The organism is Mycobacterium sp. NPDC050853 (genome assembly GCF_040653875.1).
GTDB lineage: Bacteria > Actinomycetota > Actinomycetes > Mycobacteriales > Mycobacteriaceae > Mycobacterium.
In genome coordinates this window covers 397,781-423,361 of the sequence record NZ_JBFAGW010000004.1, presented here as the reverse complement: position 1 = coordinate 423,361, position 25,581 = coordinate 397,781, and the positions used below count along the sequence as shown (strand labels likewise).

At 62.8% G+C, this 25,581-nt stretch carries 28 protein-coding genes; 22 read left to right on the top strand and 6 right to left on the bottom strand.

The annotated features are described in order from the left end of the window. Window positions 1-174: 174 nt before the first annotated feature. The 7 genes from AB0H22_RS16700 (at window position 175) to AB0H22_RS16670 (ending at window position 6,141) form a co-directional block, all read left to right on the top strand. Window positions 175-2,478, top strand: a complete 2,304-nt coding sequence (locus AB0H22_RS16700; RefSeq protein WP_358147355.1) for a DUF3631 domain-containing protein — start codon at window positions 175-177, stop codon at window positions 2,476-2,478. A gap of 100 nt (window positions 2,479-2,578) precedes the next feature. After that, entirely contained in the window at window positions 2,579-3,028 is a 450-nt protein-coding gene (locus AB0H22_RS16695) for a hypothetical protein (protein WP_358147353.1), read from the top strand. Then, window positions 3,025-3,915: a hypothetical protein gene (locus tag AB0H22_RS16690; RefSeq protein ID WP_358147351.1), complete on the top strand. Its 891-nt coding sequence runs from the start codon at window positions 3,025-3,027 to the stop codon at window positions 3,913-3,915. Before AB0H22_RS16695 ends, AB0H22_RS16690 begins: the two co-directional genes overlap by 4 nt. Further along, window positions 3,912-4,097: a hypothetical protein gene (locus AB0H22_RS16685; protein ID WP_358147349.1), complete on the top strand. Its 186-nt coding sequence runs from the start codon at window positions 3,912-3,914 to the stop codon at window positions 4,095-4,097. The genes AB0H22_RS16690 and AB0H22_RS16685 overlap by 4 nt, the downstream gene beginning before the upstream one ends. Before the next feature lie 357 nt (window positions 4,098-4,454). Continuing rightward, on the top strand, window positions 4,455-4,826 hold the full coding sequence (locus tag AB0H22_RS16680; protein ID WP_358147347.1) for a hypothetical protein: 372 nt from the start codon (window positions 4,455-4,457) through the stop codon (window positions 4,824-4,826). Beyond that, window positions 4,819-5,106 (top strand): hypothetical protein, encoded by a 288-nt coding sequence (locus tag AB0H22_RS16675; protein WP_358147345.1) that lies wholly within the window; start codon window positions 4,819-4,821, stop codon window positions 5,104-5,106. The genes AB0H22_RS16680 and AB0H22_RS16675 overlap by 8 nt, the downstream gene beginning before the upstream one ends. A 492-nt stretch (window positions 5,107-5,598) precedes the next feature. After that, window positions 5,599-6,141 (top strand): sce7726 family protein, encoded by a 543-nt coding sequence (locus AB0H22_RS16670; RefSeq protein WP_358147343.1) that lies wholly within the window; start codon window positions 5,599-5,601, stop codon window positions 6,139-6,141. Here AB0H22_RS16670 and AB0H22_RS16665 read toward each other — a convergent pair. Then, the gene (locus AB0H22_RS16665; RefSeq protein ID WP_358147341.1) at window positions 6,119-7,240 is read right to left on the bottom strand and encodes a beta family protein; all 1,122 of its coding nucleotides are present in this window, start codon (window positions 7,238-7,240) and stop codon (window positions 6,119-6,121) included. The genes AB0H22_RS16670 and AB0H22_RS16665 overlap by 23 nt on opposite strands. A 182-nt stretch (window positions 7,241-7,422) precedes the next feature. Between AB0H22_RS16665 and AB0H22_RS16660 the strand changes: the two genes are divergently transcribed. From AB0H22_RS16660 to AB0H22_RS16645, 4 genes are read left to right on the top strand one after another with little or no spacing between them, the layout of a single operon-like run. Then, window positions 7,423-7,749: a WXG100 family type VII secretion target gene (locus AB0H22_RS16660; RefSeq protein WP_358147339.1), complete on the top strand. Its 327-nt coding sequence runs from the start codon at window positions 7,423-7,425 to the stop codon at window positions 7,747-7,749. 11 nt (window positions 7,750-7,760) lie between these two features. Next, a complete protein-coding gene (locus AB0H22_RS16655; RefSeq protein ID WP_358147337.1) occupies window positions 7,761-8,051 on the top strand; it encodes a WXG100 family type VII secretion target in 291 nt (96 codons plus the stop codon). A 3-nt stretch (window positions 8,052-8,054) separates the two neighbouring features. After that, complete coding sequence (locus AB0H22_RS16650) at window positions 8,055-9,704, top strand: NAD(+)--arginine ADP-ribosyltransferase (RefSeq protein ID WP_358147335.1); 1,650 nt, start codon at window positions 8,055-8,057, stop codon at window positions 9,702-9,704. Next, window positions 9,701-10,171, top strand: a complete 471-nt coding sequence (locus AB0H22_RS16645; RefSeq protein ID WP_358147333.1) for a hypothetical protein — start codon at window positions 9,701-9,703, stop codon at window positions 10,169-10,171. The genes AB0H22_RS16650 and AB0H22_RS16645 overlap by 4 nt, the downstream gene beginning before the upstream one ends. 100 nt (window positions 10,172-10,271) lie before the next feature. Here the strand turns inward: AB0H22_RS16645 and AB0H22_RS16640 are convergent, their stop codons facing one another. After that, window positions 10,272-10,871, bottom strand: a complete 600-nt coding sequence (locus AB0H22_RS16640) for a hypothetical protein (RefSeq protein WP_358147331.1) — start codon at window positions 10,869-10,871, stop codon at window positions 10,272-10,274. 155 nt (window positions 10,872-11,026) lie between these two features. Between AB0H22_RS16640 and dprA the strand changes: the two genes are divergently transcribed. The 4 genes from dprA (at window position 11,027) to AB0H22_RS16620 (ending at window position 15,456) form a co-directional block, all read left to right on the top strand. Then, complete coding sequence (dprA, locus tag AB0H22_RS16635; RefSeq protein ID WP_358147329.1) at window positions 11,027-12,169, top strand: DNA-processing protein DprA; 1,143 nt, start codon at window positions 11,027-11,029, stop codon at window positions 12,167-12,169. A gap of 659 nt (window positions 12,170-12,828) precedes the next feature. Continuing rightward, window positions 12,829-13,446 carry a carbonic anhydrase gene (locus tag AB0H22_RS16630; RefSeq protein ID WP_358147327.1) on the top strand — a complete coding sequence of 206 codons (618 nt, stop codon included), beginning with the start codon at window positions 12,829-12,831 and terminating at the stop codon, window positions 13,444-13,446. 28 nt (window positions 13,447-13,474) lie between these two features. Further along, window positions 13,475-14,239 carry a YoaK family protein gene (locus tag AB0H22_RS16625; protein WP_255485672.1) on the top strand — a complete coding sequence of 255 codons (765 nt, stop codon included), beginning with the start codon at window positions 13,475-13,477 and terminating at the stop codon, window positions 14,237-14,239. 317 nt (window positions 14,240-14,556) lie between these two features. Further along, on the top strand, window positions 14,557-15,456 hold the full coding sequence (locus tag AB0H22_RS16620) for a LysR family transcriptional regulator (protein WP_358147325.1): 900 nt from the start codon (window positions 14,557-14,559) through the stop codon (window positions 15,454-15,456). A gap of 16 nt (window positions 15,457-15,472) precedes the next feature. Here AB0H22_RS16620 and AB0H22_RS16615 read toward each other — a convergent pair whose 3' ends face one another. Then, window positions 15,473-15,838 (bottom strand): DoxX family protein, encoded by a 366-nt coding sequence (locus tag AB0H22_RS16615; RefSeq protein WP_358147323.1) that lies wholly within the window; start codon window positions 15,836-15,838, stop codon window positions 15,473-15,475. A gap of 176 nt (window positions 15,839-16,014) precedes the next feature. Here AB0H22_RS16615 and AB0H22_RS16610 point away from each other — a divergent pair, with 176 nt between their 5' ends. The 3 genes from AB0H22_RS16610 (at window position 16,015) to AB0H22_RS16600 (ending at window position 18,465) form a co-directional block, all read left to right on the top strand. Further along, entirely contained in the window at window positions 16,015-16,602 is a 588-nt protein-coding gene (locus tag AB0H22_RS16610) for a TetR/AcrR family transcriptional regulator (RefSeq protein WP_180749634.1), read from the top strand. Window positions 16,603-16,677: 75 nt separating this feature from the next. Then, window positions 16,678-17,505, top strand: coding sequence for a siderophore-interacting protein (locus AB0H22_RS16605; RefSeq protein WP_358147321.1), 828 nt, complete (start codon window positions 16,678-16,680; stop codon window positions 17,503-17,505). Window positions 17,506-17,541: 36 nt separating this feature from the next. After that, window positions 17,542-18,465 carry a tyrosine recombinase XerC gene (locus tag AB0H22_RS16600; RefSeq protein ID WP_180748073.1) on the top strand — a complete coding sequence of 308 codons (924 nt, stop codon included), beginning with the start codon at window positions 17,542-17,544 and terminating at the stop codon, window positions 18,463-18,465. Here AB0H22_RS16600 and AB0H22_RS16595 read toward each other — a convergent pair. Then, window positions 18,413-21,292 (bottom strand): RND family transporter, encoded by a 2,880-nt coding sequence (locus tag AB0H22_RS16595; RefSeq protein ID WP_180748072.1) that lies wholly within the window; start codon window positions 21,290-21,292, stop codon window positions 18,413-18,415. The genes AB0H22_RS16600 and AB0H22_RS16595 overlap by 53 nt on opposite strands. After that, the gene (locus AB0H22_RS16590; protein WP_180748071.1) at window positions 21,289-21,696 is read right to left on the bottom strand and encodes an MmpS family transport accessory protein; all 408 of its coding nucleotides are present in this window, start codon (window positions 21,694-21,696) and stop codon (window positions 21,289-21,291) included. Before AB0H22_RS16590 ends, AB0H22_RS16595 begins: the two co-directional genes overlap by 4 nt. Window positions 21,697-21,853: 157 nt before the next feature. Here AB0H22_RS16590 and AB0H22_RS16585 point away from each other — a divergent pair, with 157 nt between their 5' ends. Both AB0H22_RS16585 and AB0H22_RS16580 read left to right on the top strand, forming a co-directional pair. After that, window positions 21,854-22,810, top strand: coding sequence for a TetR family transcriptional regulator (locus AB0H22_RS16585; RefSeq protein ID WP_180748070.1), 957 nt, complete (start codon window positions 21,854-21,856; stop codon window positions 22,808-22,810). A gap of 14 nt (window positions 22,811-22,824) precedes the next feature. After that, window positions 22,825-23,070: a hypothetical protein gene (locus AB0H22_RS16580; RefSeq protein ID WP_358147317.1), complete on the top strand. Its 246-nt coding sequence runs from the start codon at window positions 22,825-22,827 to the stop codon at window positions 23,068-23,070. On the opposite strand, the gene AB0H22_RS16575 is transcribed toward AB0H22_RS16580, so the two are convergent. After that, the gene (locus AB0H22_RS16575; RefSeq protein WP_358147506.1) at window positions 23,058-23,537 is read right to left on the bottom strand and encodes a M23 family metallopeptidase; all 480 of its coding nucleotides are present in this window, start codon (window positions 23,535-23,537) and stop codon (window positions 23,058-23,060) included. The two genes, AB0H22_RS16580 and AB0H22_RS16575, sit on opposite strands and share 13 nt — an antisense overlap. Before the next feature lie 334 nt (window positions 23,538-23,871). On the opposite strand from AB0H22_RS16575, the gene rpsB reads away from it, so the two are divergent. Together rpsB and tsf are read left to right on the top strand one after the other, a co-directional pair. Beyond that, window positions 23,872-24,747, top strand: a complete 876-nt coding sequence (gene rpsB / locus AB0H22_RS16570; RefSeq protein ID WP_180748067.1) for a 30S ribosomal protein S2 — start codon at window positions 23,872-23,874, stop codon at window positions 24,745-24,747. After that, entirely contained in the window at window positions 24,748-25,566 is an 819-nt protein-coding gene (tsf, locus tag AB0H22_RS16565) for a translation elongation factor Ts (RefSeq protein WP_180748066.1), read from the top strand. It begins immediately after the preceding gene. The last annotated feature ends 15 nt before the right edge of the window (window positions 25,567-25,581 follow it).

Genomic DNA, 25,581 nt, shown 5'->3' with positions numbered 1-25,581 from the left:
GCGTGGTGCTGATGCTTCACGTTGCGCGGCGGATGCGAATTCGCAGGATATCTGTTCGGCGGCCAAACACGCTGCGGCTCAATGCCCACCGCTGACTGTCGCGCAGCGCGACCGTATCGCCACAGTGCTGCGCGCGGCCCGGCTGCCTGAACGTGAATCCTTGAGGGCGGTCGCGTGATCTTCACCGAAACCAGCTTCCCCGACCTGCTCCAGATCCTCGGCTACGCCCCAGACGAACACGTCGCCGTCTGCACCGATGCCAGCGGAGTCTTCGCATCCTCGGTGATCACCGCCGACCAGGCTCCGGGCCTCACCCCGGACGATGATGCTAACTACTGGTTTTCGGTCAACCCCGTCACCGGCCCCGTACGCAGGAACAAGGGCCGCGGGTCGGCGCCCGACGTAACCCGGCTCGCCGCGGTGTGGGCCGACATCGATATCAAGGATGGTGCGTGCCGCGACTTCGATCAAGCCCACGTCGTCATCAACGCACTCTCGGGCCTGCTTGGTAGTAGGCCGTCGGCCATCGTGTCCAGCGGCCACGGACTGCAGCCGTACTGGCCCATAGAGGACGGCCAGATCGTCGATAACGAGACGCGGGCACAGGCCGCCAGGCTGCTGCTGCGGTTCGGGCGCCTGGTGCACGCCGTCGCCAGAGGGCAAGGCGTCAAGCTGGATTCGGTGTTTGATCTGCCGCGCGTCATGCGGCTCCCCGGCACCAGGAACTGCAAACGCGAACCCGTCCCCGTCACCTACACCGTCGACACGGGCGGTCCGCTGTCCCTTGAAGAACTGGACGAACGCCTCACCGAGGCAGGCATCTTCGAAGTCGACGACGACACCCGGGTCGGCGCATCCACGGCCGCCGAGATCTCAGCACCCGCCGAGTGGACGTACACCGATAACCCCTGCTCGTATGCCATCAAGACGATCGAAGGCTGGAAGGTCGACAACCCCAGCGGCAGGCACCCCTGGCTGGTCGCACAGGCCACCCGGATCGCTGTCATGCACCGGCTCGGCTGCCTCACGAGTGATCTGCACCAGTACGCCCTGGCGACCCTGCAGGCAGAGTTCGTGCGGCTATGTGGGCGCAGCGGCGACACCCGGCCGGTACCGCCCCACGAGTTCTCCGATGCGGTGGAGTTCGGTCAGTGGCGGGCCTCGTCAATGAGCGCCCAACAGGTCGCCACCGAGACAGGCAGGCATGTCGAGAAAGGCTTACACATCAACCTGATGGGCAAGTATCAGGTGGTAGCACCGCCCCCTTTCGTCATCCGTGACGCGGATGACACGGATGTCACGGATAAATCAGTAGACAGGGGCGAGGTAGATATGGGGGCCTCTGACACAGATGTCACGGATGTCACGGATAAATCAGAAGACGGGGGGGAACTGCTCAACGAAGTTGAGACCTACCTGTCACGCTTCATCTCGTTCCCCTCACGTCACGCACGGATCGCGTACGTCCTCTGGATTGTGCACACGCACCTGATGGATGAATGGGAGTCGACACCGCGGATCCTGTTCGTGTCACCAGAGCCGGGGTCGGGTAAGACCAGAGCACTCGAAGTAGCAGAGCCCTTGGTGCCGCGTGCGGTTCATGCCGTGAACTGCACCCCCGCATATCTGTTCCGGAAGGTGAGTGACCCAGCAGGTGCTCCGACTGTCTTCTACGACGAGATAGACACCGTCTTCGGTCCGAAGGCGAAGGACAACGAGGACATCCGCGGAATGCTCAACGCAGGCCATCGCAAGGGTGCGGTGGCGGGGCGCTGTGTTATACGGGGGAAAACTGTTGAGACAGAGGAGATCCCGGCGTACTGCGCTGTCGCGCTGGCGGGCCTGAACGATCTGCCGGACACAATCATGACACGCAGTGTCATCGTGAGGATGAGGCGCCGAAAGCCGGACGAGAAGGTGGAGCCGTGGCGCGCGAGGATCAACCGCCCCGAGGGCGAGGCGTTATTCACTCGCCTGCAGCAGTGGACCACCGCCCATAGGCAGACGGCACGTGAGACTTGGCCCGATATGCCTGAAGGTGTCGAAGACCGTGATGCCGATATATGGGAGCCACTACTCGCCGTCGCAGACCTCGCCGGGGGCGACTGGCCCGCTGCTGCCCGCGGGTCCGCGGTGGCAATGGTCGCAGCATCGAAGGCACGTACCCCGAGTATGGGAGTGCGGTTACTGCGCGATGTGCGCAGTGTGTACGGGAAAGACACCATGCTGTCGACGACTCAGCTACTCGGGGAACTGAATCGCCTTGAGGAGTCGCCGTGGGGGGTAAGCCAGAAGGGCATGCCGCTCGACCCCCGGGGTATAGCAGCAATACTCAGGGACTACGGGATCGAGTCCAAGCAACTGCGGGACGTTCGGGGTGGCAGGTTCCGGGGGTATGTCAAGGGGCAGTTCAGTGACGCCTGGACGAGGTACCTCACAGATGAGGAAGCTGTCGACGTATTCGAGGAGGCCGCATGACCTCGCCCCTGTCTTCCGATTTATCCGTGACATCCGTGACATCCGTGTCAGAGTCCCCTGACCAGGAGATATGCCACGCCAAAACAGATAGGGATGCGGCATGACCGCGGTGATGACTCGCGCCGACGCCCGCAAGATGCTCCACCTCCTCGACCGCGGCCACTTCGATGATGTTTTCGACGAGGCCACGAAGAGGGCTCAGTGGATGCGGGCGATGGAGGTAATCGCGGGCTTGACCGCACCGGACCCCCAGCCGGTGGCGCCCGCCGAGCCTGCCGCCCCCTCGATGGCTCAGATCGTCCGCGTAAGCCGAAATGGTGCAGGCGCCCGCACAGTGGAGATCAAGTGCCCCCTGTGCGGCAAGAGGCACCACCACAGCGCCTCCAAGGATGACCCCTATCCCTCGCACCGGGTTGCGCACTGCGCCACCGGTGGCGGTGGCGGGTATTTGATCCCCGACCCGGACGACCTTGATGCCGAGCAGGCACCCCAAACGCTGGCGGCCGGGAGCCGCCGAAACAAGAAACACTCGAAAGGACAAAGCAATTGACCATCCCCGCATTAGGTTCGCCCTACCTCGGCATGAGGCACTGCCGCGCATTCCTCGACCAGCTGTCCAGTGGTGGTGTCGCAGCGCCGGCGGCCCTTACCGATATCGCGGCCGCCGCTGGCCGGCTCGGTGCGATCCAGGCAGGTGGCGATGCCATCGCCCAGCTCGTGGAAGACGTTGCAGGCGGCAAGCTGGCCGGGCAAGAACTCGACGACGCAATCACCGCAGCCGCCAACGCCCGTCAGGTCTCGGTGTTCAAGTCGGAACTGGTTGTGATGTTCGACCGCAGGGCCGCGAGGCTGTTCGCGCACGCTCTCAACGACGGAGCGGCCGACGAGATAATCGATTCGCTGCGACCTGCGTTCAACGGGTCCGCTACGGCGCTGGTCACCGCGCTGGCGCTGGTTCCGCCAGGGGTGGATGCCGAGTCATTCTTGGCTAGTGCAACATCCGAGCAGCTAGCCGCATGGAAATCAATCGATGAGCACGTAGCGAAACTGACCGCGATCGGCAGCCTGGTCGCCCAGTTTGGCTGCAAGTCAACAGATTTTAGTCTGATTGCCCCTCCTAGCAGGGCTGGAGGCTGGTTCTGTACACAGCTCAGCGATCTGGCGCTGCTGTGCACCGGGCCTGACGTGGAACTCACAAATGCCTCGGCACTGTTCAACACGACTGGCAGGCACCGCAACTCGCCGTGGTTCCGTGCCGCGCCGTTCCTGTCGCTGTGCACGATCGCCGAAGCGCGCGAGAAGCTGCGCGAGGCCGCTGAAGGTGAATGGGAAGCGACGAGCCCATCCCCGAACGCCAGGGGAGTAATAACTCCCGAGGGCTGGAAGGCCACCCCAATTCAGAACCCGTACGCCAAAAGTGAGTCGGTGCCCGCATGATCGACCAAGACGGCACCTGCAGGTCAGAGGATCCACGCAGGCTGATGGAACAGCGCCAGTTGTTCGAACAGCGGTTTGAGCCCGTGTATCCGCCCGGCTGGGGATACGAGAGAGAAGCAACCAAGGTGGTGGCCGATCCGGCCTATCCGCCCGAATGGGACACCGCGCCGAGAAGCCGGTGACCCAGTGCGCCGCGGCAGGTTGCGTTCCTCCCTGCCGCGGCGCACTCTCCACCGCGTGAAATCTGTGCCGAGACAATGAAAGACAGGCCGTTGCGCAATCAGAAGACAAGCCCCACAGTCGATTCTGACGGCTTCGAATCCGTCCGCACACTAGGGTATGCGCGCGGCGCGAACACCCGCATACGAGGCGCACAGCCCCCAGGGGGGTGACTCCCTTGCTGCTCGTCTGGCCACCCAAAGGGTCATAGCCTCTCGTCTTCAGTGCATGCATCGCCCCAACCCCAGACCCTGATATCCCCGCGGATTGCCTTCTTGTGAAGGCATTCCGCCGATCAACGATCGATTGGAATACGTCCGATGCCGCCCAGAACTACACGGATAACGCACGGAAAACGGCTCGTAAAGACGCTGAATGCATCGCTTGCGCAGGGCGCGGAGTGGACCGAGGCCGAGCTCATCACGCTCGCGCAGATTGAGCAGGCGGCCGATCGCGCGTCCGAGCTGCAGCGCTTGTTCGACGCCGAGGTGGCCAAGTCGCCTGTGTCGACCCGGCGCGTCACCGAGGTGGCCGCCGAGGTGCGCCAGACCGAAGCGATGATCACGCGACTGGTGGCCGGCTTGGCCCCAGATCCGAACGAGCCTCCTAAAGGCGCAGCACGGCCGAAGTCTGCCAAGCACCAGAAGGCCGCGATGACGCGGTGGCACCCGCCGGTGGCCGTCGATGGCTAGGTTCATCAGCCGCGGCGGCACCCGTGGTGTGCGGGCGCACCTGCTGGCAGACGCCAGCGAATTCCGAGACTGGCTCGTAGAGATGTTCCAAGAGTCGGGATACAGCTCAGTGGCCGATGCCTTAGCTGCTGAATGCTCTAAGCCGGTCGATGCGTTGGCGGCGGGCCTGGAGGTCTCGCTACATCGGTCGGACCTGCCTGACGATCATCCAGACCGACATGCAGGCGCCCCTGGGGACTACCTAGTGCTTGGAGTGGACGATGTGTTGCGTGAACTGTGAGGGCTACGGGGCTTTGCGCACAATCAGCGCTACGCGAGTGAGGGCACTCCCTAAAGCCGTGGTGGCTTCCGCAAGTTTCTCGGCTTTCTTGTGCTCAGACGACTCTGAATCAAGGGCAAGTAATGCCGAGTATGCGTGCTCGACCTCGACGATGGCGCGGACTAAGCTCTTGTCAGACAGACTATTACGTTCATCCTGGAGCTTGTCGAGGTGCGCGCGGAGAGCGGTTTCGCGAAGGGAACCAAGAGTCCGCGTCTTCTGCTGTGCTTCTGCAACAGCATCGCGTAATGCTATTAGCGCAGGCTTGATCGCGGGGAGCTGCTTTTCGGCACGTTGCCACCTCACGTCTAGGCGGCCGAACGTAGAGACCACCGCAGCGTAGGTAGCGGTGGCGGCACCGTATATGGCAGTCGCTGTTGTTGCCCATTCCCAACTCATTTGAGTGCCGCATGCCTAGTAGGAACGGAGCTATAGGTGTCGTATAGTCCGGGTATGCGTGACGTCGATATTCGCGCCGCATTGCTGGACGAACTTCGCGGCGAGTTCTGCGGCGACAAGATCGTCAACGAGATGGGCCTTTGCTTGGGTGCCACGCGAGTTGACGTTGCAGTTATCAACGGTTCATTGCACGGATACGAGATCAAGAGCGACAGGGACACATTGGTGCGTCTTCCTGGGCAGGTTGAGTTGTACAACAGGGTGTTGGATTTCAGCACGATTGTTTGCGGCCCGAAGTATGTCGGGAAGATCCGCGATGCGGTACCTCGGACTTGGGGGATTGTTGAGACCAGATGTATCGACGGCGCTGTGGTACTCAAGCGGCATCGGAAGCCTCGGAAGAATCGCGAGTGCGACTCATTGGCTATAGCGCAGCTCCTGTGGCGCGACGAAGCTGCATCGCTGCTCGTGGCGCGTGGCGAGCACGTGAAGCGCCGCGAAACCCGTTGGAACTTATGGGATCGTCTCGCTGAATGGCCGCTTGGTGAGTTGCAGCTCAGTGTGCGGTTGCAGCTCAAGGCTCGCCCTGCGTGGTGAGTCTGTCGATGACGTAGGCCATATGGTGACTTGTCCCGATCGCGCGCCACGTCGTCGGGTTCCCCGGCCTAGCCTCCGCGGGAGGTGGGTCTTGATCCGCGAACAGTGCTTTTTCGGCGATTTGCCGATCGCCCCAAGATAGACCGGGCGTGAAGGCGGCATGCTCGGTGATCTTTCGACAGATGTCTAGGAATTGTGCGAATCCGCGGCGATCGTTCCTTCGCCCCTTCAGGATCAGCCATGCTTCAGGCGCCGTGTATCTGATTTGTGGCGCCGGCGCGAAGGCAACGCCAGAGAAGAGTTGTCGGGGGTAGGCGACACCATAGTCTCCAAACGAGGGCACGCGTCGTCTGCCGGTGAATCTGTCTCTCAATTCGCGCCACATGACGAGTTCCCAGCGCTGTAGCTCTGTGATGGTCAACGGCTTTACGTCCTGCAGATCTGTGGGGAATCCACCTGCGGCCAGGGTCACCGATTTCCAGGCGTCAAGGTCGGGGAGATCGGCAATGATGAGGCGTGCGACGCGGGATGCAAACGATACTGAAGACTCGTTGATCGCACCGAAATCGACAACTAGGTCAACGTCTTTCGGATCAGCTTGCAGACCAGTTAGGAGTCGGTCGAGTGTTATGGCGATCGGTTCGTCTCGCTCGTCGAGATCCTCGTCTGCGAGCCGGATGCATACCTTGCGGTCGGAGAACTCACTCAGCGCGTTCCTAAGCAGGTCAACTAGCAGGGGATCGTTGGCGTCCGTGGGTCGACATGTTGGAATCACTTGGGCTTCAGCGTGGTTCGTGAAAAACCACTCGACAAGTTCGACAACGGGGAAGTAGCCAGGGATAGGGGGGAGTCCGTGGACATCCACGATCATGTCCGAGTTGTCCACCCAGTTCTTTAGGAGGCGGTCACGCGTCTTGGTGACGGTGGTCTTCACCGCCTCCAGGCGCGGATCGCCGTTGTCGTCTAGTTCGTCACCAGTTGGCACGAACTCGATGAGAGGTGTGTATCGAGGTGTTCCCTCGCTTTGCATGTGGCTGAGTGCACTGAACTCGCCTAGCCGACCTTTGAGTATCGGGACGTAATGGTTCTCGCCTCGCATGGTTCCCCTCCGATATACCCGCCGTCGGATAAGCCTAGAGCGGTATGCAGCGAGGCGAGACGTTTCGTGCCTATCCGTTTCTGAGGTGAAAGCCATAAAGCTGGTTGGGTAGCCCGAGACCGGTCGCAGTCCAATTATGTGCGGTGTAGGGTTCGGCTTGTTAGTTAGCTAAGGGGGTGTCGATGACCGGCTCAACAGGCGGCGGAATCCTTGGTGTCTCCCCAGGAGAATTGCACCGCGTATCGCGGTTGATTGCAGCGACCGGCGGCGGTCTGGCAGCTGAGCTCGATGCGCTCGATGCCGAGGTGTCGAAATTCATGGGCTCCGGCTGGTCCGGTGGGTCAGCGAGCGCCTTCACCGAACGTTGGTTTCAGTGGTACGAAGGCGCCAAGCTGGTGCACCAGGGGCTGACTCAGATGTCCTCGTTGCTGGCGAGCACCGAGCAGGCATTCGTGAATCAGGAATCAACAACTGCGGCCAACGTAGATGCGGCCGCCACGGATCTGTAGGGAGACGACGGGTGTCGGGAGAGTTTGGGGTCAACACCGACGAGTTGATGCGGATTATCGAGCGCATGGCCGAGGTCGAGCAGCGCGCCGAAGCATCGATCGCGGCGATGGACGGCGAGGTGCGCAACCTGCACGCCACCTTCACCGGCGAAGCTGCCACCGCGCAGGCACAAGCCCATGAGAAGTGGGCCGAGGGTGCCCAGCAGATGCGCGAAGCACTCAAGGGGCTGGCCAACGCGGGCCACGTCGCACACGGCAACTACTCCGGTGCCGCCGCCAAGAACCAGCAGAACTGGGCATAGCGGATGGCTCCCCCGATCTACGTCGACCCGGTGGCCCTTGATGGGGCGGGTAGGACCGTTTCGACATCAGTTGATGGCTGGAGCTCGGCCGTCTCCACGCTGCAATCGGCGCTGTCGGGCACCTCCGGCATGGGTGGCGATGATCCGGCTGGCGTCGTGTTCTCCCGCTCGTATGACTCATCAGCCAAGGAACTGCTTGAGGCGATGGTCGATGTGTCCAACGGTGCGGGGCGAGCCGCTGACGGCATCCGCGCCTCGGCCACCAACTACTCACGCGCCGAGGTCGCATCAAACGTCGATGGCAAGGGCGGCACACCGCTTCCGGCAGCGTCACCCACACGCACGGTGAAGACGGGTACACCGCCTACTGCGGTAGGCAACGATGTCGGCGACCCTCCGGGCTGGTTCCTAGTGGAGCCATTCATCGGAATGATCTGGCCCAACGGCGATTCCGCGAAACTGCGCGCCGCTGCTAACGCATGGTCTGCTGTTGGCACGGCGTTTTCCGGTCAGCAAGCCGGATTGGCAGGGGCGCAGGCCACCGCGCAGGCACAACAGATTCCCGAAGGCCCCAAGATTGACAGTGCCTTCAAGACGATCGATGGTGCGGTCGGCGAGGTCGGCGGGATGTGCGGCACCATCGGCGGCAAGCTCAATGACTATGCCGGCAAAATCGACGCCACCCACGCGTCGATCCTAGATCTGTTGTCCCGCTTGGTAAATCCGCTCACCGGGGTCAAGCAGGTGTGGGACTGGATGACCGGCGAAGAAGACGACGAGATCAAGAAGATCGCGGAAGACATCCGCACGATCGTCAACCAATTCAAGTCCGAGGTTGCCTCACTGGCGATGATGCTGGAGCCGATCATCGCGGCGGCCCAGATGGTAATCAACACGTTGAAGTCGTTGGTACAGATGCAGATCGAGCATTTCGGCAACGAGATCTACGACACCGTAGCGCCCGTGGTGAACGCCGCAGCATCATTCGGGCAAGCCATGCTCGACAACCCCGGCCAAACGATTCAGATGGCTGCAGGGGCGGCAATGTTTGGCGTCGGCTACGACATGCTCGGTGTCGGCGGCGCTGCAGAACTGCTTAGCGGTGGGGCGGCCTCCCCGGTTGCATTGCCCGTAGCGGCTGCCGGTGGCCTCCTGATGGCTGGCGGTGCAGCGATTGCCGTACCGCCGGCATTGGATCTCACCACAGAGGCGATGACCAAGGGTGTCGTCGTCATGGAGGCCAGGACTGGCCGCCCTGGCGAAGGTATCAATCGTGGCGACGACCGCGATTCCGCTGGGACCTTCACCGGACGTGGAGGTACTAGCCGTGGGTACGGTCGCCAGCCAGAGGCGGAAGGCATCGCCAAGTACAAAGACGAGACCGGGCGTTCGGTGAACACAGAGACGAAAAAGTCAAGAGTGGACGGCGTTGACCATGGCCGCTACTACGACGGACATGCGCGGAAGCCAGACGGCACGTACGAAGGCGTCGAGGTGAAATCGGGCGGCGCCTCCAGGGACGGCCAGCAGAGGGTATTTGATGACGCTGTGTCGTACGAGAATCCGGCCTATGTGACGATCACTAATGAACAGGGCATCGTAGAAACAGTGAAGATCACCTCGGTGAGGGTTGTGGAGGTTCCGGGCGAATGAGGATCGACAAGCCAACGCACATCGCAGAGTCAAACCTGGCCAAGATGCGTACCAGTGACTTCACGGAAGAGATACCCGGTCAGCTTGCCGCAGGCATAAACCGTTTAGGCACAAAGGGATACACGTACTACTCGATCTACCCGGTTGCGCCCGAGGTTCGATATGACGAGTTCCCATACTCGCCTGAGCGAATCCAAGCCTGCGGCAGGGATGGCAGGCTCACGGTTGAGATCAAACGGCTGGAGGCTGACGGCGTGCGGCGCCATTACACCATCGGAAGACCTTCCGCAGCAGACGAATCCGAAACTGAAGTGGTCTACAACGGCGATAGCGCATACCCAGTACGCCCGTCGGAGGTTCTGGCGCCGACAGAAGCTATCAGACTGTTTCTGCACTACTACGATCACAACGACGCCGCTCCCGGTTGGAATCTGCGCGAGCAACCGGAATTCGCCGACGCCGGATAAGCGCGCGTGGGTGCGTCGACAGGCAGTGTCGCGGTACGGTGCAGAGCACGCACCCCCACCGATGCTCTCTTGCGGAGGGGGTGCTACTGTGATTGACGATTTACCGGCGATCTCTCATCTGAAATGGGTACTGCCCCAACAGGTTTAGCGCTGGTAACGGCCCACCTTTTACCTGCTCCAGCGCAATAGTTTCGGTGTCAGTGAGAGTCAATATCCTCACTCGCACAAGCCAGACATCGACGCGGAGCTGCTGCGCCCAATCGTCAAGACTTGAATTGGGATACTTGAGTACCACGCCGATGAGCTCCCGCAGGGGGATCAGTCGGCGGGCGGTGATCGCCTCCACTTCGCATTCTTCGGCGGCCCGTTCGTCGGGATCGCGCAACCCGAAGATGCCCCGCTCAACATGGATTAGCTCGTGGGCCAACGTCGCTTCACGCTCGAATTGTGTCAGCGTCTTGCATACCCAGATCTGCGATGGCCTGCTCAGTCCCAGCACACGCGGTGGCAGCCGATAATCGAAACTGCACTGCACATCCGAGTGATCCGTGACCAGCGCTTCCCATGGGTTCCATCGCGCCCCATCACCGGGTACCTTCGATGTGGAACTTGCAGCTAGCTTGCTCTTGCTTCCGCTGACGGCCCCCGCCCGGTGCTCCAACACCGGGGTCTCGGGGGCCGTCTCTTTGTCGGTGGTCATATATGTTTCCTTTCAAGGGGTTTCGATTTTCGGTCGAAGGTTGACATCAGCTATTTGGTACGTCTACGTGTCGCGTGGACTCTGTCAGATCTCGGCGGACGAGATGTACCGGGTGTTGAAGATGTCAAGCTCGCATTGACGTTCCGCGACAAGCGATGAGCGGCGATCTGGCCGACTGGGCGTACCTGTCACGGGTTACCGAGGCGCCGTGTGCCGAGCTGGCGGCGATGGTGTCGGTGTTCGGTGCGCACGAGACGGCCGAGCGGGTCCGCCGGTTGGATGTGCCGGATCGGCTGCGGGGCATCGTGCAGGCCCGGCACGATATCGACCGCGGTCGCGAGGATCTGGAGATTCTGGCCCGACTCGGTGGGCGGCTGGTGACGCCGAATGACGCGGAATGGCCGGCGTGGCAGTTCCAGGGTTTCGCACTGGCGGATACGAAACGGATGCCGAATGCACAAGAGCCGCTTACACTCTGGGTGATCGGTGAGCAATCCCTGCCGGAGGTCTCGGCGCGCGCAGCAGCGCTGGTCGGTACGCGCGCCTGCACCGGATACGGCGAGCATGTGGCGGCCGAGCTGGCTGCCGGATTGGTGGCCCGCGGAGTTGCAGTGGTCTCCGGCGCCGCGTTCGGGATCGATGGTGCGGCGCATCGCGCGGCCCTGGGCAGTGACGGCATGACGGTCGCGGTGCTGGCCGGTGGTGTGGACGTGCCGTATCCCGCCGGCCACTCGGCTTTGTTGTATCGCATCGCCCGGCACGGGCTGGTGGTCAGTGAGTATCCGCCGGGAGTTCGGCCGGCTCGATACCGCTTCCTCACTCGAAATCGGTTGGTGGCGGCGCTGTCCGGTGCGACCGTTGTCGTCGAGGCAGGTGTACGCAGCGGGGCGGCGAACACGGCGGCCTGGGCGCGGGCGCTTGGACGGCCGGTTGGTGCGGTGCCAGGGCCCGTCACCTCCACCGCATCGGCCGGTACCCATATCGAAATCGCGGAACGCGGTGCACAATTGGTCGTCTCCGCCCAGGATGTGGTTGAACTGGCGGGTCGGTTGGGGGAATTCGCGCAGGAATCGGGACGACCCGCCTGCGCACTAGACGCACTCGGCGAGGATGAAAAGCGGGTCTACGAAGCGCTGCCTGGCCGGGGTAGTGCCTCGTTGCAGCAGTTGGTCATTGAATCCGGGCTGACCAGTCGAAGGGTCCAGGGCGCGCTGGCGATTCTGGAACTTGAGCAGTTGGTGATTGACGCAGACGGTGCCTGGAAGATCACCCGTGCCAGCCGAACGCGATCGATCTGAGATTCGGCAATGGTTCGGGGGGCATCGTATGCAGCGCTTCCTGCGCCATTCGTCGAGGCCTATTGGTACATAGTTCAATTCGCGCCCGGTGACATCTCCCACTATCGAGACTCTCTGTTCAAAGCTGAGCAACTCCTGGCCGGATACTTCAATGCTGTGTGTTCCGACGTCGTTGGCTGGCAATGCGTGGGCGGTAACGGCAGCGATATCCTGGTAACCAGAACGATTTGCTCTGGAGTGGGACAGCTTGAGCTCTTCCCGGCGGCGGCCAGACATGCCGGATTCGCGCGCAGCTGTTTTGTCGCCGACCAGGTGAAATGCATTCCACCGCTGTATTTTTGGGGGAGAGAATGTGCCGGTAGCACGGCGAGGCCGTGGGGTGTCCGGGTGTGTTATGGCAGTGGGTGTTTGCCAACTGATCGCGAATAGGCGTTGCAGCATCCATGGTTTCCAGGCATATTGGAGTCGGTTGCTTTCAATGTCTGCGGCGCACGCCGAGGAGTGACATGTGGCCTGATAGTGCGGTCGAAGCGGCCTGGTAGTCGGGGAGTTCGCTTTCAGCAGTTTGTATTTCAATGGGGCGCAGGGTAGCGCCGCTCCGCACTGGGGTGTGTCGAGCCTCACAGGCATACAATACCCAGGTAGGGTATGAAGGAAATATGGCATCTGATCCGAAGTCCGCCTGGAAGGCACTCAAAGAGGGTAACCAGCGTTTTGTGGGTGGGCTTCCGCTGCACCCGAGCCAGAGTGTGGCCCGGCGTGCGGAGCTCGCGAATGGACAGAGTCCTGATGTGTTGTTGTTCGGGTGTTCGGACAGTCGGGTCGCTGCGGAGATCATTTTCGATCAGGGCCTGGGTGACATGTTCATCGTGCGCACGGCAGGTCAGGTGATCGACTCGGCGGTGTTGGGTTCGATTGAGTATTCGGTGGCGGTATTGGGGGTGCCGTTGATGGCGATTTTGGGGCATGACTCGTGTGGTGCGGTGGCGGCGACGTTGGCGGCGCTGGAGACCGGCGACGTGCCCGGTGGGTACATCCGGGATTTGGTGGTGCGGGTGATCCCGTCGATCTTGGGCGGCCGTAAGGACGGGTTATCGCGAGTGGACGAGTTCGAGGCGCGTCATGTGCAGGAGACGGGGGTCAAGTTGTTGCAGCGTTCCCAGGTGGTGGCTGATGCGGTCCGTGCCAAGAAGTTGGCCATCGTGTATCTGACCTACAAGCTTGCCGACGGGAATGTGGTGCTGCACGGCCACGTCGGCGATATCGATGAGTCCTGAGCCGGCTGCCATGAAGCAGAAGAGCGGTATGCAGACTGCGGTGTTGGAGAAAGCGGTCACTCCGAAGCCTGCCGAGGCGGTAGTGACCCGTGACGCCGCACTTGGCTCCGAGGCTCGGCTTTCTTGGTTGCTTGCCGGGCTTGCCGGGATGGTTGGCGCCGTGGCCTTCTTACATAGCGCGGGATATTTCGTCACGTTCATGACCGGAAACACAGAGCGTTCGGTTCTGACCTGGTTCAGGGTCACCGATAGGCAACAAGTCGCGGGCGCCGGCCCTGTCGCCGCGATTTCGATGATCGCGGCCTTTCTCTTCGGGGTAATGGTGGCCTCGTTTTGCAGGCGCAAATTTTGGAAGAATCACCCGCACGGAGCCACTGTGCTCACGACATTCGGGCTTCTTGCGGCTGCCGCAGTCGACTTTCTTCAAGACCGTGGCTTCAACGCGAACGTTGACGTGCATTTCACGCCGATCCTCTTGCTGGCCTTCTCAATTGGCGCCTTGAATACCTCTTTTGTCAAGAAGGGCGAAGTCGCGATTCCGTTGAGCTACGTAACGGGGACGGTCGTCAAGCTTGGGCAGGGAATCGAGAGGCACCTTTTTGGGAAAGGTTCTGTCTATGACTGGCTGGGGTATGCGCTGCTGTACATGTCTTTCGCTCTAGGTGCTGCCAGCGGTGGGGTCATAGCTTCGGCCTACAACGGGTCCAAGGTGATCCTCACTGCCGGATTGATCTGTGGCGCAACGACTCTGGTTACATTCTTCTACTCCGACAGGAAGACCATTCTCGGGTGAACGGCGCGCTGCGTAGTAGTGCGGAGGCCCTGTGCCAGGGGCCCAGAGTCGGTAAATCTCTAGAAACAGATGTGAGCTCCGCTGAAAGGAATATGTGATGGAACCTGGATTTCAGATCTATGAGGCACGGAAGAGTGACGGACCATTCCTCTTCGAGCACATGAACGACCTTGTGACGGCGACACTGATATCGATCCTCTTTATTGCTCTGGGAATAGCGAAATTCGGGTCTTTCTGGCCCATCAACTACTGAGGGTTCCCTCGGCAGGGATGCCTTCATCAACTCTCATCAGGTTTGTCGGGTATAGGTGATTTGTATGGAACTGAGGCAGCTTGAGTACTTCCTCGTGGTGGCCGATCACGCGAGTTTCACTCGTGCAGCTGAAGCTCTCCATGTCGCTCAACCTTGGGTAAGCGCACAGGTTCGTCGGCTGGAACGGGAGCTCGGCCACGAGCTGTTCGACCGTTCGAGCAGAGCGCTTAAGCTGACCGAGTTTGGGAAGGCGCTGGTCCCGCTTGCTGAAATGGCACTTCAGACCGTTGGTGAGATACGGACCACCGCCGATGCCATGGCGGGAATACTGTGCGGGCGTTTGGCGATAGGAACGGTCGCTCACCCGCTACCTCTGCTCGCGGACGCCTTGGCTGCCTTCCATGAGGCGCACCCTGCGGTGTCGATAACCCTCACCGAAGCGAGCTCGGATCAGCTCACCGCCGCAGTGCTCGAACGGCACCTCGACATGGCGGTAGTCGGACGGGCCGCGCCACCGCCTCCTCAACTCTGCGAGCAGCTTGTCGCCCAACAGAACATCGTGGCGATAGTCCATCGCGACGACCCCCTGGCGGGACGCGCATCAATCACCCTCGCGGAACTGCAGAATCGCCCACTCATCAGTCACCCGCAAGGGTCCGGTGTTCGGGCGATTCTTGACCAGGCTTGCCTGGCAACAGGATTCGCGCCACGTATCGCCTTTGAAACGAGCTCAGTCGACATGATGAGCCATCTCGTTACCCGGGGTCTCGGCATCGCCGTCGCGCCGGAGCTTCCCCGCGACCGCCTGGACGGGCTCCGGCAGATTGACCTGTCCGATCAGGTGATGCGCGGGCGCCTCGCCCTCGTGTGGAGAGGAAAGGCCGTCACACCGGAAACGGTCGCTTTCGCGGCCCATATCAGTGAACAGTTCCGCAAGGAGGCCAATCTTGTTGGCGCACCCTAGCGCTGGCTGGATTCAGTCACGCGTACCAGCCGAACGCGACCAACACCGCAAGCGCGATCAGGATCACGTTGACCGGGGCGAGTTTCCATTCGTCGCGGCGGGCGTGGACACCAAAGGCGCCGGCCTGCAACACCGCGAGCCCGGCGGCGGCCAGCGGGCTCAGAACCGGGGCGATGCCGGTCGCGTGCGGGGCCACCACGCCGATGGCGCCGAGCACCTCCAATCCACCGATTGCCTTCACCACATTGGGTGAGAAATCGGTGGCCCAGGCAAGGTTCGGGTTCCCGGCGATCTTCTCGTACGGCGTGACCAGCTTGAACACGCCCGCTCCCAGGTGCGCGACCGCCAGCACGCCGGCACAGATCCACAACCAGGTATCCATCGCGTCAGTATGCCCGGGTGTAACGGCCGTATTCGGCGAACCCGATAAAGATCATGACCAGTGTGTGGACACGATGACCACGTTGCCGACGAGCGAAGGGGATGATGGATTTTGTGACTGATACCGGTGAGCTCATGCGGCGCCCTCGTGGCAGACCGCGCAAGGGCGGCGAAGGAGTGTCGACTGACGCGATCTTCACCGCGGCGCTGCACGCATTCGCCACCCACGGCTATCAGGGCATGTCGATGCGCACGCTCAATCGTGAGCTTGGCGTGAGCCACAACCTCCTACATCAACGGTTCTCCTCCAAGGAGCAGCTCTGGTATGCCGCCGTCGACTGGGGGTTCCAGGCGATCATCGACAAGGTCCTGGCCGACGACGACGAGAGCTTAAGTTCCGCCGAACGGATCAAACGATTCATCAAGATGTTTGTGATCTTCGCCGCCGAACACCCCGAATTGATCCGCATCATGGACATCGAGGCGGGCCAGGACAGCGACAGGCTGCAGCACATCTGTAAGGCCTACGTCATACCCATGCAGGAACGGCTCGGCCCGGTCTACGAGGAGGCGGTCAAGGCGGGGGAGCTGCGTGATGTGCCGCTGCAGACCAGTTTTTTTCTCATCACCTCAGGCACCGCTGCCTTGTTCAGCAGCGAAGCGCTGGCACGCACTGTATTCGGCGATGGCGTGTTCGCTCCGGAGCAAGTTCATGCCCACGCCGAAGCCGCGGCCGAGCTGATCGTCAGAGGCATGCTGCCGTGACGGAGGCACCCGGCGGCGGACATTCCTACGTATAGTCAAGGCAATTGACATAGGGGATTCGACGCAGGAGGCGATATGACGCGCCCTTTACATGAGTTTCGGGTAGTTCGGACCGAGCAGGTGACCCCGCATATCACCCGGGTGGTGCTCGGCGGTACCGGATTTGACGGATTCGAGGCCAGTTCGTTCACCGACAGCTACGCCAAGCTGATATTCCTTCCGGACGGCCACGAAGGGCCGGGGCCGCGTGATATCGACCAGGCGCGCGAGATGCAGGCCACGGTGCGCACCTACACCATCCGCTCCGTCGATGCCGATCGTCGGGAGATCGCCATCGACTTCGTGGTGCACGGCGATACCGGAGTGGCAGGCCCGTGGGCAGGCCGGGCCAAGCCCGGAGACAGGTTGTACGCCACCGACCCCAACGGTGGGTATTCGCCCGATCCCGCCGCCGACTGGCATCTGTTCGCCGGGGACGAGTCGGCGATCCCGGCCATCAGCGTGGCGCTACAGGCACTCGCGGAGAATGTCCGCGCCAAGGTGTTCATCGAGGTGGCCGGTCCGCAGGACGAGATCCAGTTCGACACCCGCGGCGATGTCGACGTTGTCTGGGTACACCGCGGCGGCGACGCCGATGAGGTCGGCGAGGGCCAGGCGGGGGACAACGCCCCGCTGATCGCGGCGGTACGCGCCGCCGAATGGTTGCCCGGGCAGGTACAGGTCTTCATCCACGGCGAGGCGCAGACCGTCATGCATAACCTGCGTCCATACATCCGTAAGGAGCGCGGGGTGGGCCCGAAATGGGCGTCGTCCATCTCCGGATACTGGCGGCGCGGCCGTACCGAGGAGACCTTCCGTGTCTGGAAGCAGGAACTCGCAGTAGCCGAGGCCCCGGCGAGTTAGCTTGCATCCGAGGGCTGCTGCACGCACCGTGGGGGAGTGACCCCTCAGCTGACCGCGATTCTCGACGAGTTCGCCGAGTATCTTGCGTTGGAACGCGGGCGGTCGGTACACACTCAGCGCGCCTATCGTGGTGACCTCACCTCGTTGTTCGAGCATCTTTCGACAGCCAATCCCGCGATCGGCACAGCCACACTGGCCGACCTGTCGCTACCGGTGCTGCGGTCATGGCTCGGCGCTCAGGGCAGGCAGGGGGCCGCGCGTTCCACCATCGCGCGGCGCACCTCGGCGGTGAAGATCTTCACCGCCTGGGCGACCCGACGCGGATTGATGGAGACAGATCCCGCGATTCGCTTGCAACAACCCAAGTCTCGTCGAACGCTACCCGCCGTGCTGCGACAGGACCAGGCCGTGGCGGCTATGGAGGCGGCGCATTCCGGCGCGGAACAAGACGATCCGATGGCACTACGCGACCGATTGATCATGGAAATGTTGTACGCCACTGGGATCCGGGTCAGCGAATTGTGCGGACTGGATGTGGATGATATCGACCAATCGCGAAAGGTGTTGCGCGTCTTGGGCAAAGGGGACAAGGAGCGCACCGTGCCGTTCGGGGGTCCCGCCGCCGACGCCTTGACCGCCTGGTTGGAACGCGGACGACCGCATCTGGCCGCCACGGGCTCCGGTGCGGCTCTGCTAGTCGGTGTCCGCGGTGGGCGCATCGACCCGCGTCAAGTCCGCACCGTGGTGCACCAGACCATGTCCGCCGTGCCCGGTGCCCCCGATATCGGCCCGCACGGGTTGCGGCACAGTGCCGCAACGCATCTGCTGGAGGGTGGCGCAGACCTCAGGGTGGTTCAGGAGTTGCTCGGGCACTCCACGTTGGCCACCACCCAGCTGTACACGCATGTCACCGTGGCGCGCCTACGAGCTGTCCACGACCAGGCCCATCCACGGGCGTGATCGTGTCGCGGCTGGTGTCCCGGCCGGTGGCTCGGTCGTGCACCACCACCGGCCACCAGAACCAGCGCCCCAGCAGCGTTGCGATGGACGGGATCACGAACGAACGCACGACGAGGGTATCCAGCAGCAGACCCAGTCCGACGGTGGTGCCGAGCTGCGCGATGTTGTGCGCATAACCGGCGATCATCGCAAACATGGTGAACCCGAACACCAGTCCCGCGATGGTGACCACGCCGCCGGTGTTGGCCATCGACCGGATGATGCCCGTCTTGATCCCGGCATGCATTTCCTCGCGGAACCTGGCCACCAGCAGCATGTTGTAGTCCGCCCCCACCGCGACCAGGAATACGAAGGACAGGGGGGCCACCGACCAGTGCAGTGGATTGCCGATGATGTCCTGCCAGACGAACACCGCCAGCCCCAGTGCTGATAGGTAGGACAGTGCCACGGTGCCGATGACCGCCATCGCGGCGACGAGGCTGCGCAGCAGGATCAGCACCACGCAGAACACGAAGGCGAACGCGGCCACCACGCTGGTGATGAAATCCTCCCGGGTGAACGCCTCGATGTTCAGCAACGTGCCGCCCGGGCCGCCGATGCTCACCGTGCTACCAGCCAACGAAGTCTGCTTGATGGACTGCAGTGCGGTCGGAATGATCTTGGAGCTCAGGTCCATTGCTTCGCGGCTGAACCCCTCCATATCCGGTGTGACGATCATCCGCGTCACCTTGCCGTCGGTGGAGAAGAAGAACGGCATCGCGTTCTTGAAGAGCGGGTTGTCGAATGCCTGGCTGGGTAGGAAGAAGGATGAGCCAGGGTCGCCTGCCGCGAAGCTCTTGCTGAGTTCGTCGGTGAATTGCGTGATCTCGGTGACCTGGGGAACCAGGACCTGCAGGGTGCTCTGCAATGGTGCGGTGACCGCATTGACCTGCGTAATGAAGGCCTTCAGGCCCGACAGCTGCGCGCCGAGCTGAGGCAATGTCTGTGCTAGAGCCCCGGTTCCGTTCACCAGATTGCCGACAAGCCCGTCGAAACGGTGCAGATCGTCGAAGAGCGTAAAACCGGTGAGCGCGGCCTGGCAGTACTCGTTGTCCCGACAGTTCGGGATGGAGCCCACGAACTGCTCGGCGGGTTTGGCGGTTTCCCGTAGCGTGTCGACCTTCTGCACGACGGCGGCCAGGCTAGTGCGCAGTTCGGCTGCGCCCGTATGGATCTGAGTCGCGCCGCGGGTGCCGTTCTGCAATGCCTGCTCCAGGCCCTTGACCGTGAGAGACAGCTGCCCGACCTGGCCACTGAGCGCGGTGAGGTCATTGATGCGCTGGCCGAGCAGATTGGTCATCTGGGTGAGGCGGCCACCGATATAGCCCGCCTGGGACGTCAGCGCGCCTTGTTCCAGTGGAGCCCCGAGTGGACGGGTGATGCCCTGCACATTGTTGATCCCGGGAATGGCCAACACCGCGTTGGACAATTTCGCCAGCGCGATCATGTCCCCCGAGTTCCGCATGTCATGATCCGACTCGATCAGGAAGAGGCTGGGCGCCATGATGTTTGGTGGCAAATGACGGTCCGCCGCGGCGAAGCCGAGATTCGCGGGAGAGTCGCTGGGCTGCGCCCGCCGCTCGTCGTAGCTGGGCCGGAATCCCGGCAGCACCAACAGCGCGAGTGCGAGGACAGCCATGCTGCCCGCCAACACCGGCCCCGGCCAGCGCACCACATAGGTGGCGATGCGGCGCCACCGACGCTGTGACTTATCTTGGCGCGGCTCGAAGAACCCGCGCCGGCTGCCCAGGGCCAGGAGTGCGGGTCCGAGGGTCAATGCCGCGGCAAGGGTGACCATCACCGCGATGGTGCAGGGCAGCCCGGAGGTGCTGAAGATGGCCAAGCGGGTGAAGACCATGCAGGCCGTGGCCCCGGCGACGGTGAGCCCCGAGGCGATGATGATGTGCTGCACCCCGGCCAGAGCCGTGTAGTACGCGGACTCCGGGTCCGCTCCGGCCCGGCGCGCTTCCTGGTATCTGCCGAGAAGGAATATGCCGTAATCGATTCCGGCCCCCAGCACAATCACCGCCAGCAGGGCTGAGGCGAAGATCGACACCCCGATGACTTGATGTTCGCCGAGGAACGCGACCAGGGGCCGTCCGACACCGAGCCCCGCGCCCGCGACCAGCAACGGCATCGCGATGGTGATCGGGTTGCGGTACACAAGGAACAAGATGGCGCCGACCAACAGGCCACAGGAGATCAGCAGCAACAGGATCGAGTCGTTGATCGACACCAGCTCGTCGTTGACCACTGCGGATGGCCCCGTCAGATGCGCGGAAAGCCCTTGGGGTGGTGGATATTCCGCGATGAGATCGCGGATGGCCTGGGTGGATTCCATGGCCAGGGCGGTTCCCATGTTGCCGGCCAGGTTTATCAGAACGTAGGCGGCCTTGCCGTCCGCACTCTCGTTGGCGGGGGAGAACTGTGGATTGGACCACAGGTCCATGGAGGAGTTGACGTGTTGCTTGTCCTGGTTGATCCGTTCGAGGACCGACGAGTAGTACTGGTGCGCTTCGGTTCCCAGGGGCGCGTCGCCTTCCAGGAGTAGATAGACGAAGTTGTTGGTACCGGCACCGCCGAAGTAGTTGCCCATCTTGACGATTGCCTGCACGGAGGCGGCGTCATCGGGCAGGAACGAGCGGGCGTGCCCCTTGATCACCGTCTCCAGCTGGGGGACAGCGAGATTGAGTGCCCCGGCGGCGACGAGCCACACCACGACGACGGGTAGGGAGAACCGGTAGAGCAATCGGGCGAGGAGGGGGCGTCGGTTGTTCTGGGTGTTCACGCCACCACCACCTGGCAGGAGACGGCCGGCGAGTCGGATGCCTTCTCGTCACGGACCTGGCCGTTGATCGTGATGCGACAGGACGCCTGCCCGCTGCTGGACTGTGCGATGACGCCAGTGGGGATGGTGAGCTGGGCCGTGCGCAGCGTGGTCTGCCAGGGGAGCGTGCCCGATACCTCGCGCACCGTTCCGTCTACATCGAGGTACGACGCCGAGACGGTGGCACCGGCGGGCCCGTCGAGCCGGTACTCGACGACCTTTTCACGGGGCGTGCCGATCGACGGTCGCTTGGCCGAATGGCCGATCGCCGGGTCGGGGATATCACTCAGCCGCAGATGGGCTATGTACCCCCCGGCGATACAGAGGATCGCAATCGATACCAAATACACCCATGCGCCACGCATTCCAGCTCCTCATCGATCCGGTCGGTGATCGTTGACGTTAACTGGACGATCGTTAATTTAACAGTCGGTCATATCAATATCACACCGATCGGTCTACTGTGACGGGGAGCACACTGCTTTTGGGGTGGCGAGCCTGCGGAACTGGTAGAAGGGACTGGTGACAAGGGCCGGTACTAAGGGTGTGCCACGCGCTGAGCGCGAGCAACAGATCCTGGATGCCGCCTGTCAGGAGTTCGGGCGCAACGGCTACGCAGGCATGTCCCTGGCCGACGTGGCCTCGAGTGTGGGCATTTCCAAGCCTATGGTCTTGGCGTATTTCGGATCCAAGGAGCAGCTGTACATCGCATGCGTGCAGCGCGCCGGAGTGATCGTGGGCGACCAGATCGAGGCGGCCATGGAGGCTGCTCCGCCCACGCTGGCTTTGCCGCGCGCGGTCCTGCAAGCCGTCTTCCAAGCCTTGGCGCCGCGCCCCTCGGACTGGCTGGTGATCTGGGACCAGACGCTCCCGGAGGAGAGCGAAGCGCTCGCCGCGGCGCGGGCTGCCAGAATCCGGCTCGCCGCGCTGGCCGGTCAGGGCGTCGCCGCGGTCGGCGACGCCGCCGCACAGCTGCGTGATGAGAAGGACATTGGTGTGCTCACCCAGGGCTGGATGGGAATGGTCGGCGCCATGATCACCTGGTGGATCCGGCATCCCGAGCAGAGCGCCGAGCAGATGGCCGAACGCGCCAGTCGGCTCATCGCGATCATCGCGAGTGCCGGGGTGTCCGAGGCGGAGGCACCCGCCGGTGCTGTCACGCCACGGCCCGGGACTCCGGTACGCGGGTCCGGTTCCGGACGGCCACTCATGGCGGCATTCGACCTCTTCGGCCGGCGCTGGGCAATCCTCGTCATATGGGAGTTGCGATCGGGGACAAAGACCCTCCCGGAACTGAGAAACGGGATAGGTGATGCGTCCAGCGGTGTGCTCACCACGCGCCTCGATGAACTCACCGCCGCGCATATCGTGCGCAACCGGGACGGGCGGTACTCCCTGACGGCAGTCGGGAAGGGTCTGCTCGTCGCCTTGGCCCCGCTGGAATTATGGGCAAGAGCCTGGTCGGCCTCGGTCCGGTGACTAAAATGCCAAGCATGCGCGCGGGAATTCTGGTGGCGGCTGCGGCCGCCGTGCTGGGCCTCGGAACCGTGGCCCCGGGCACCGCGGCTGCCGATGTCTACCCGCCATGGTGGGTATGCGTGGCCAACGGCGGTGAGATGCGCGCGTTTTATCAAGTGGTGACCGAGCAGGACGCGCTCGATCGTTTTCACGACGCGGTCTCCCGGATCTCGCAGACCACCGGTAAACCGGCACACGTGGACGTCTGTCAGCCCGCCTGAAGCGGCTTGAGCCGAATCGGTGTTGATCTGAGCAGTCCCAGCGGATCCAGGTAGTCCGCAGCGGACGCCGGCCCGCGCAGCGCACCCCAGTGCAAGCAGGCCGCCGCGGCGCAGCCCTGATGTCCCGGCAGCAGGGTGCCGATGGCGGACCCTTCTGCAACGCGCTGGCCCGGCCGCACCAGCGGAGTGACGGGCTCATACGTAGTGCGTAGGCCACCCTCGTGTTCGACCGATACCAGCGGCCGCCCCGCGAGAGACCCGGCGAACACCACGGTTCCCGGCCCGGCCGCGTACACGCGTTGGTCGGCAGAACTCACCAGGTCGACCCCGCGGTGCCCTCGGTTCCAGCGCTCCTGCGGTTTGTCGAATGACCGGGTTACTGCAGGTCGGGGTCTGAGCGGCCAGTCGAAACGGTTCCCTATATCGCCCGGGGCGGCCGCCGCCGCAGGGGACGCGGCGGCAGCCAGTGTGAGGCCGAATACCAGACAGCCGAGCCCTCTGAACCGCACAAGGTCATCGTCAGGGGAAGATGGCGCAGGGGAAAGGGCCGTTCCGGCTTCTGTGGATAACTCGCCGTGGCTTCCGGGACGTGGGAAAACCACGTACCGGAAGCATGTAAAGTCATTACCGCAACTCGCCTAGCGGGTTGACTTCGCGCGTCTGCACACGAGTACGTGATCAGCAAGCCGGGCGGTCCCAGATGGGGAGAGATTCTCCAGACGGGTTCCGGCATCAGCAGACGCCAGGGTCCAGGATCACCCGATCCCGGGCGACAACCGACTAAGTAAGGAAATAGCCGAAATGGCTGTTGTGACCATGAAGCAGCTGCTTGACAGCGGCGCGCACTTCGGGCATCAGACCCGTCGTTGGAACCCCAAGATGAAGCGGTTCATCTTCACCGACCGCAATGGCATCTACATCATCGACTTGCAGCAGACGCTGACCTACATCGACAGGGCATACGAGTTCGTCAAGGAGACCGTCGCCCACGGTGGTTCGGTCATGTTCGTCGGCACCAAGAAGCAGGCCCAGGAGTCCATCGCCGAAGAGGCGACCCGTGTCGGCATGCCTTACGTGAACCAGCGCTGGCTGGGCGGCATGCTCACCAACTTCTCCACCGTCCACAAGCGCCTGCAGCGCCTGAAGGAGCTGGAGTCGATGGAGCAGACCGGTGGCTTCGAGGGTCGCACCAAGAAGGAAATCCTCATGCTCACGCGTGAGAAGAACAAGCTTGAGCGCAGCCTCGGCGGTATCCGCGACATGATCAAGGTGCCCTCGGCGATCTTCATCGTGGACACGAACAAGGAGCACCTCGCTATTGCCGAGGCCCGCAAGCTGAACATCCCGATCATTGCGATCCTGGATACCAACTGCGATCCCGATGTTGTCGACTACCCGATCCCGGGTAACGACGACGCGATCCGCAGTGCTGCACTGATCACCAAGGTCGTTGCTTCTGCTATCGCCGAGGGCCTGCAGGCCCGTTCCGGTCTGTCCGGTGGCGACGAGAAGCCCGAGGCCGCCGAGCCGCTGGCCGAGTGGGAGCAGGAGCTGCTTGCCTCTGCCGTAGCAACTACCGACGAGGCTGCCGCTGAGTCCGCCGAGGCACCGGCCGAGGCTGTCGAGGCTCCGGCCGAGGCTGCTGAGAAGACCGAAACCGTAACCGAGGAAGGCTAAATGGCGAATTTCACTGCTGCCGATGTGAAGCGGCTCCGGGAACTGACCGGTGCCGGAATGCTCGACTGCAAGAACGCCCTAGCCGAGTCCGACGGTGACTACGACAAGGCCGTCGAGGTGCTGCGTATCAAGGGCGCCAAGGATGTTGGCAAGCGCGCTGAGCGCGCCACCGCCGAGGGTCTCGTCGCCGCGCGTGACGGTGTGCTCGTCGAGCTCAACTCGGAGACCGACTTCGTCGCCAAGAACGCCGAGTTCCAGGGTCTCGCCGACGCGATCGTCGGTGCAGCCGCGGCCGGCAAGATCGGCGAGCTGGAGGCTCTCAAGGCAGCGAAGGTCGAGGACGGCCGGACGGTCGAGCAGGCCATCGCCGACCTGGCGGCCAAGATCGGCGAGAAGTTGGAGCTGCGCCGGGTGGCGTACTTCGATGGGACTGTCGAGGCCTACCTGCACAAGCGTGCCGCGGATCTGCCGCCGGCTGTGGGCGTGCTGGTCGAGTACACCGGCTCGAACACCGAGGCTGCGCACTCCGTGGCGCTGCAGATCGCCGCACTCAAGGCGAAGTACCTGACGCGCGAGGATGTTCCGGCCGATGTGGTTGAGAACGAGCGTCGTATCGCCGAGGAGACGGCGAAGGCCGAAGGCAAGCCCGAGCAGGCGTTGGTCAAGATCGTCGAGGGCCGCGTCAACGGTTACTACAAGGACGTCGTGCTGCTGGACCAGCCGTCGGTGTCCGATAGCAAGAAGACCGTCAAGGCACTGCTCGATGAGGCCGGTGTTACCGTGACCCGCTTCGCGCGGTTCGAGGTTGGCCAGGTCTAGTTCGATCTATCACGT

What these genes read in the sequence shown, in the direction of transcription:
- AB0H22_RS16625 (WP_255485672.1), top strand. Translation starts at nt 13,475, where the DNA reads ATGCAGACTGCGGTGTTGGAGAAAGCGGTCACTCCGAAGCCTGCCGAG.
- rpsB (WP_180748067.1), top strand. Translation starts at nt 23,872, where the DNA reads ATGGCTGTTGTGACCATGAAGCAGCTGCTTGACAGCGGCGCGCACTTC.
- dprA (WP_358147329.1), top strand. Translation starts at nt 11,027, where the DNA reads ATGAGCGGCGATCTGGCCGACTGGGCGTACCTGTCACGGGTTACCGAG.
- AB0H22_RS16685 (WP_358147349.1), top strand. Translation starts at nt 3,912, where the DNA reads ATGATCGACCAAGACGGCACCTGCAGGTCAGAGGATCCACGCAGGCTG.
- AB0H22_RS16645 (WP_358147333.1), top strand. Translation starts at nt 9,701, where the DNA reads ATGAGGATCGACAAGCCAACGCACATCGCAGAGTCAAACCTGGCCAAG.
- AB0H22_RS16615 (WP_358147323.1), bottom strand. Translation starts at nt 15,838, where the DNA reads ATGGATACCTGGTTGTGGATCTGTGCCGGCGTGCTGGCGGTCGCGCAC.
- AB0H22_RS16590 (WP_180748071.1), bottom strand. Translation starts at nt 21,696, where the DNA reads ATGCGTGGCGCATGGGTGTATTTGGTATCGATTGCGATCCTCTGTATC.
- AB0H22_RS16680 (WP_358147347.1), top strand. Translation starts at nt 4,455, where the DNA reads ATGCCGCCCAGAACTACACGGATAACGCACGGAAAACGGCTCGTAAAG.
- AB0H22_RS16660 (WP_358147339.1), top strand. Translation starts at nt 7,423, where the DNA reads ATGACCGGCTCAACAGGCGGCGGAATCCTTGGTGTCTCCCCAGGAGAA.
- AB0H22_RS16695 (WP_358147353.1), top strand. Translation starts at nt 2,579, where the DNA reads ATGACCGCGGTGATGACTCGCGCCGACGCCCGCAAGATGCTCCACCTC.
- AB0H22_RS16580 (WP_358147317.1), top strand. Translation starts at nt 22,825, where the DNA reads ATGCGCGCGGGAATTCTGGTGGCGGCTGCGGCCGCCGTGCTGGGCCTC.
- AB0H22_RS16665 (WP_358147341.1), bottom strand. Translation starts at nt 7,240, where the DNA reads ATGCGAGGCGAGAACCATTACGTCCCGATACTCAAAGGTCGGCTAGGC.
- AB0H22_RS16605 (WP_358147321.1), top strand. Translation starts at nt 16,678, where the DNA reads ATGACGCGCCCTTTACATGAGTTTCGGGTAGTTCGGACCGAGCAGGTG.
- AB0H22_RS16640 (WP_358147331.1), bottom strand. Translation starts at nt 10,871, where the DNA reads ATGACCACCGACAAAGAGACGGCCCCCGAGACCCCGGTGTTGGAGCAC.
- AB0H22_RS16670 (WP_358147343.1), top strand. Translation starts at nt 5,599, where the DNA reads ATGCGTGACGTCGATATTCGCGCCGCATTGCTGGACGAACTTCGCGGC.
- tsf (WP_180748066.1), top strand. Translation starts at nt 24,748, where the DNA reads ATGGCGAATTTCACTGCTGCCGATGTGAAGCGGCTCCGGGAACTGACC.
- AB0H22_RS16650 (WP_358147335.1), top strand. Translation starts at nt 8,055, where the DNA reads ATGGCTCCCCCGATCTACGTCGACCCGGTGGCCCTTGATGGGGCGGGT.
- AB0H22_RS16620 (WP_358147325.1), top strand. Translation starts at nt 14,557, where the DNA reads ATGGAACTGAGGCAGCTTGAGTACTTCCTCGTGGTGGCCGATCACGCG.
- AB0H22_RS16675 (WP_358147345.1), top strand. Translation starts at nt 4,819, where the DNA reads ATGGCTAGGTTCATCAGCCGCGGCGGCACCCGTGGTGTGCGGGCGCAC.
- AB0H22_RS16630 (WP_358147327.1), top strand. Translation starts at nt 12,829, where the DNA reads ATGGCATCTGATCCGAAGTCCGCCTGGAAGGCACTCAAAGAGGGTAAC.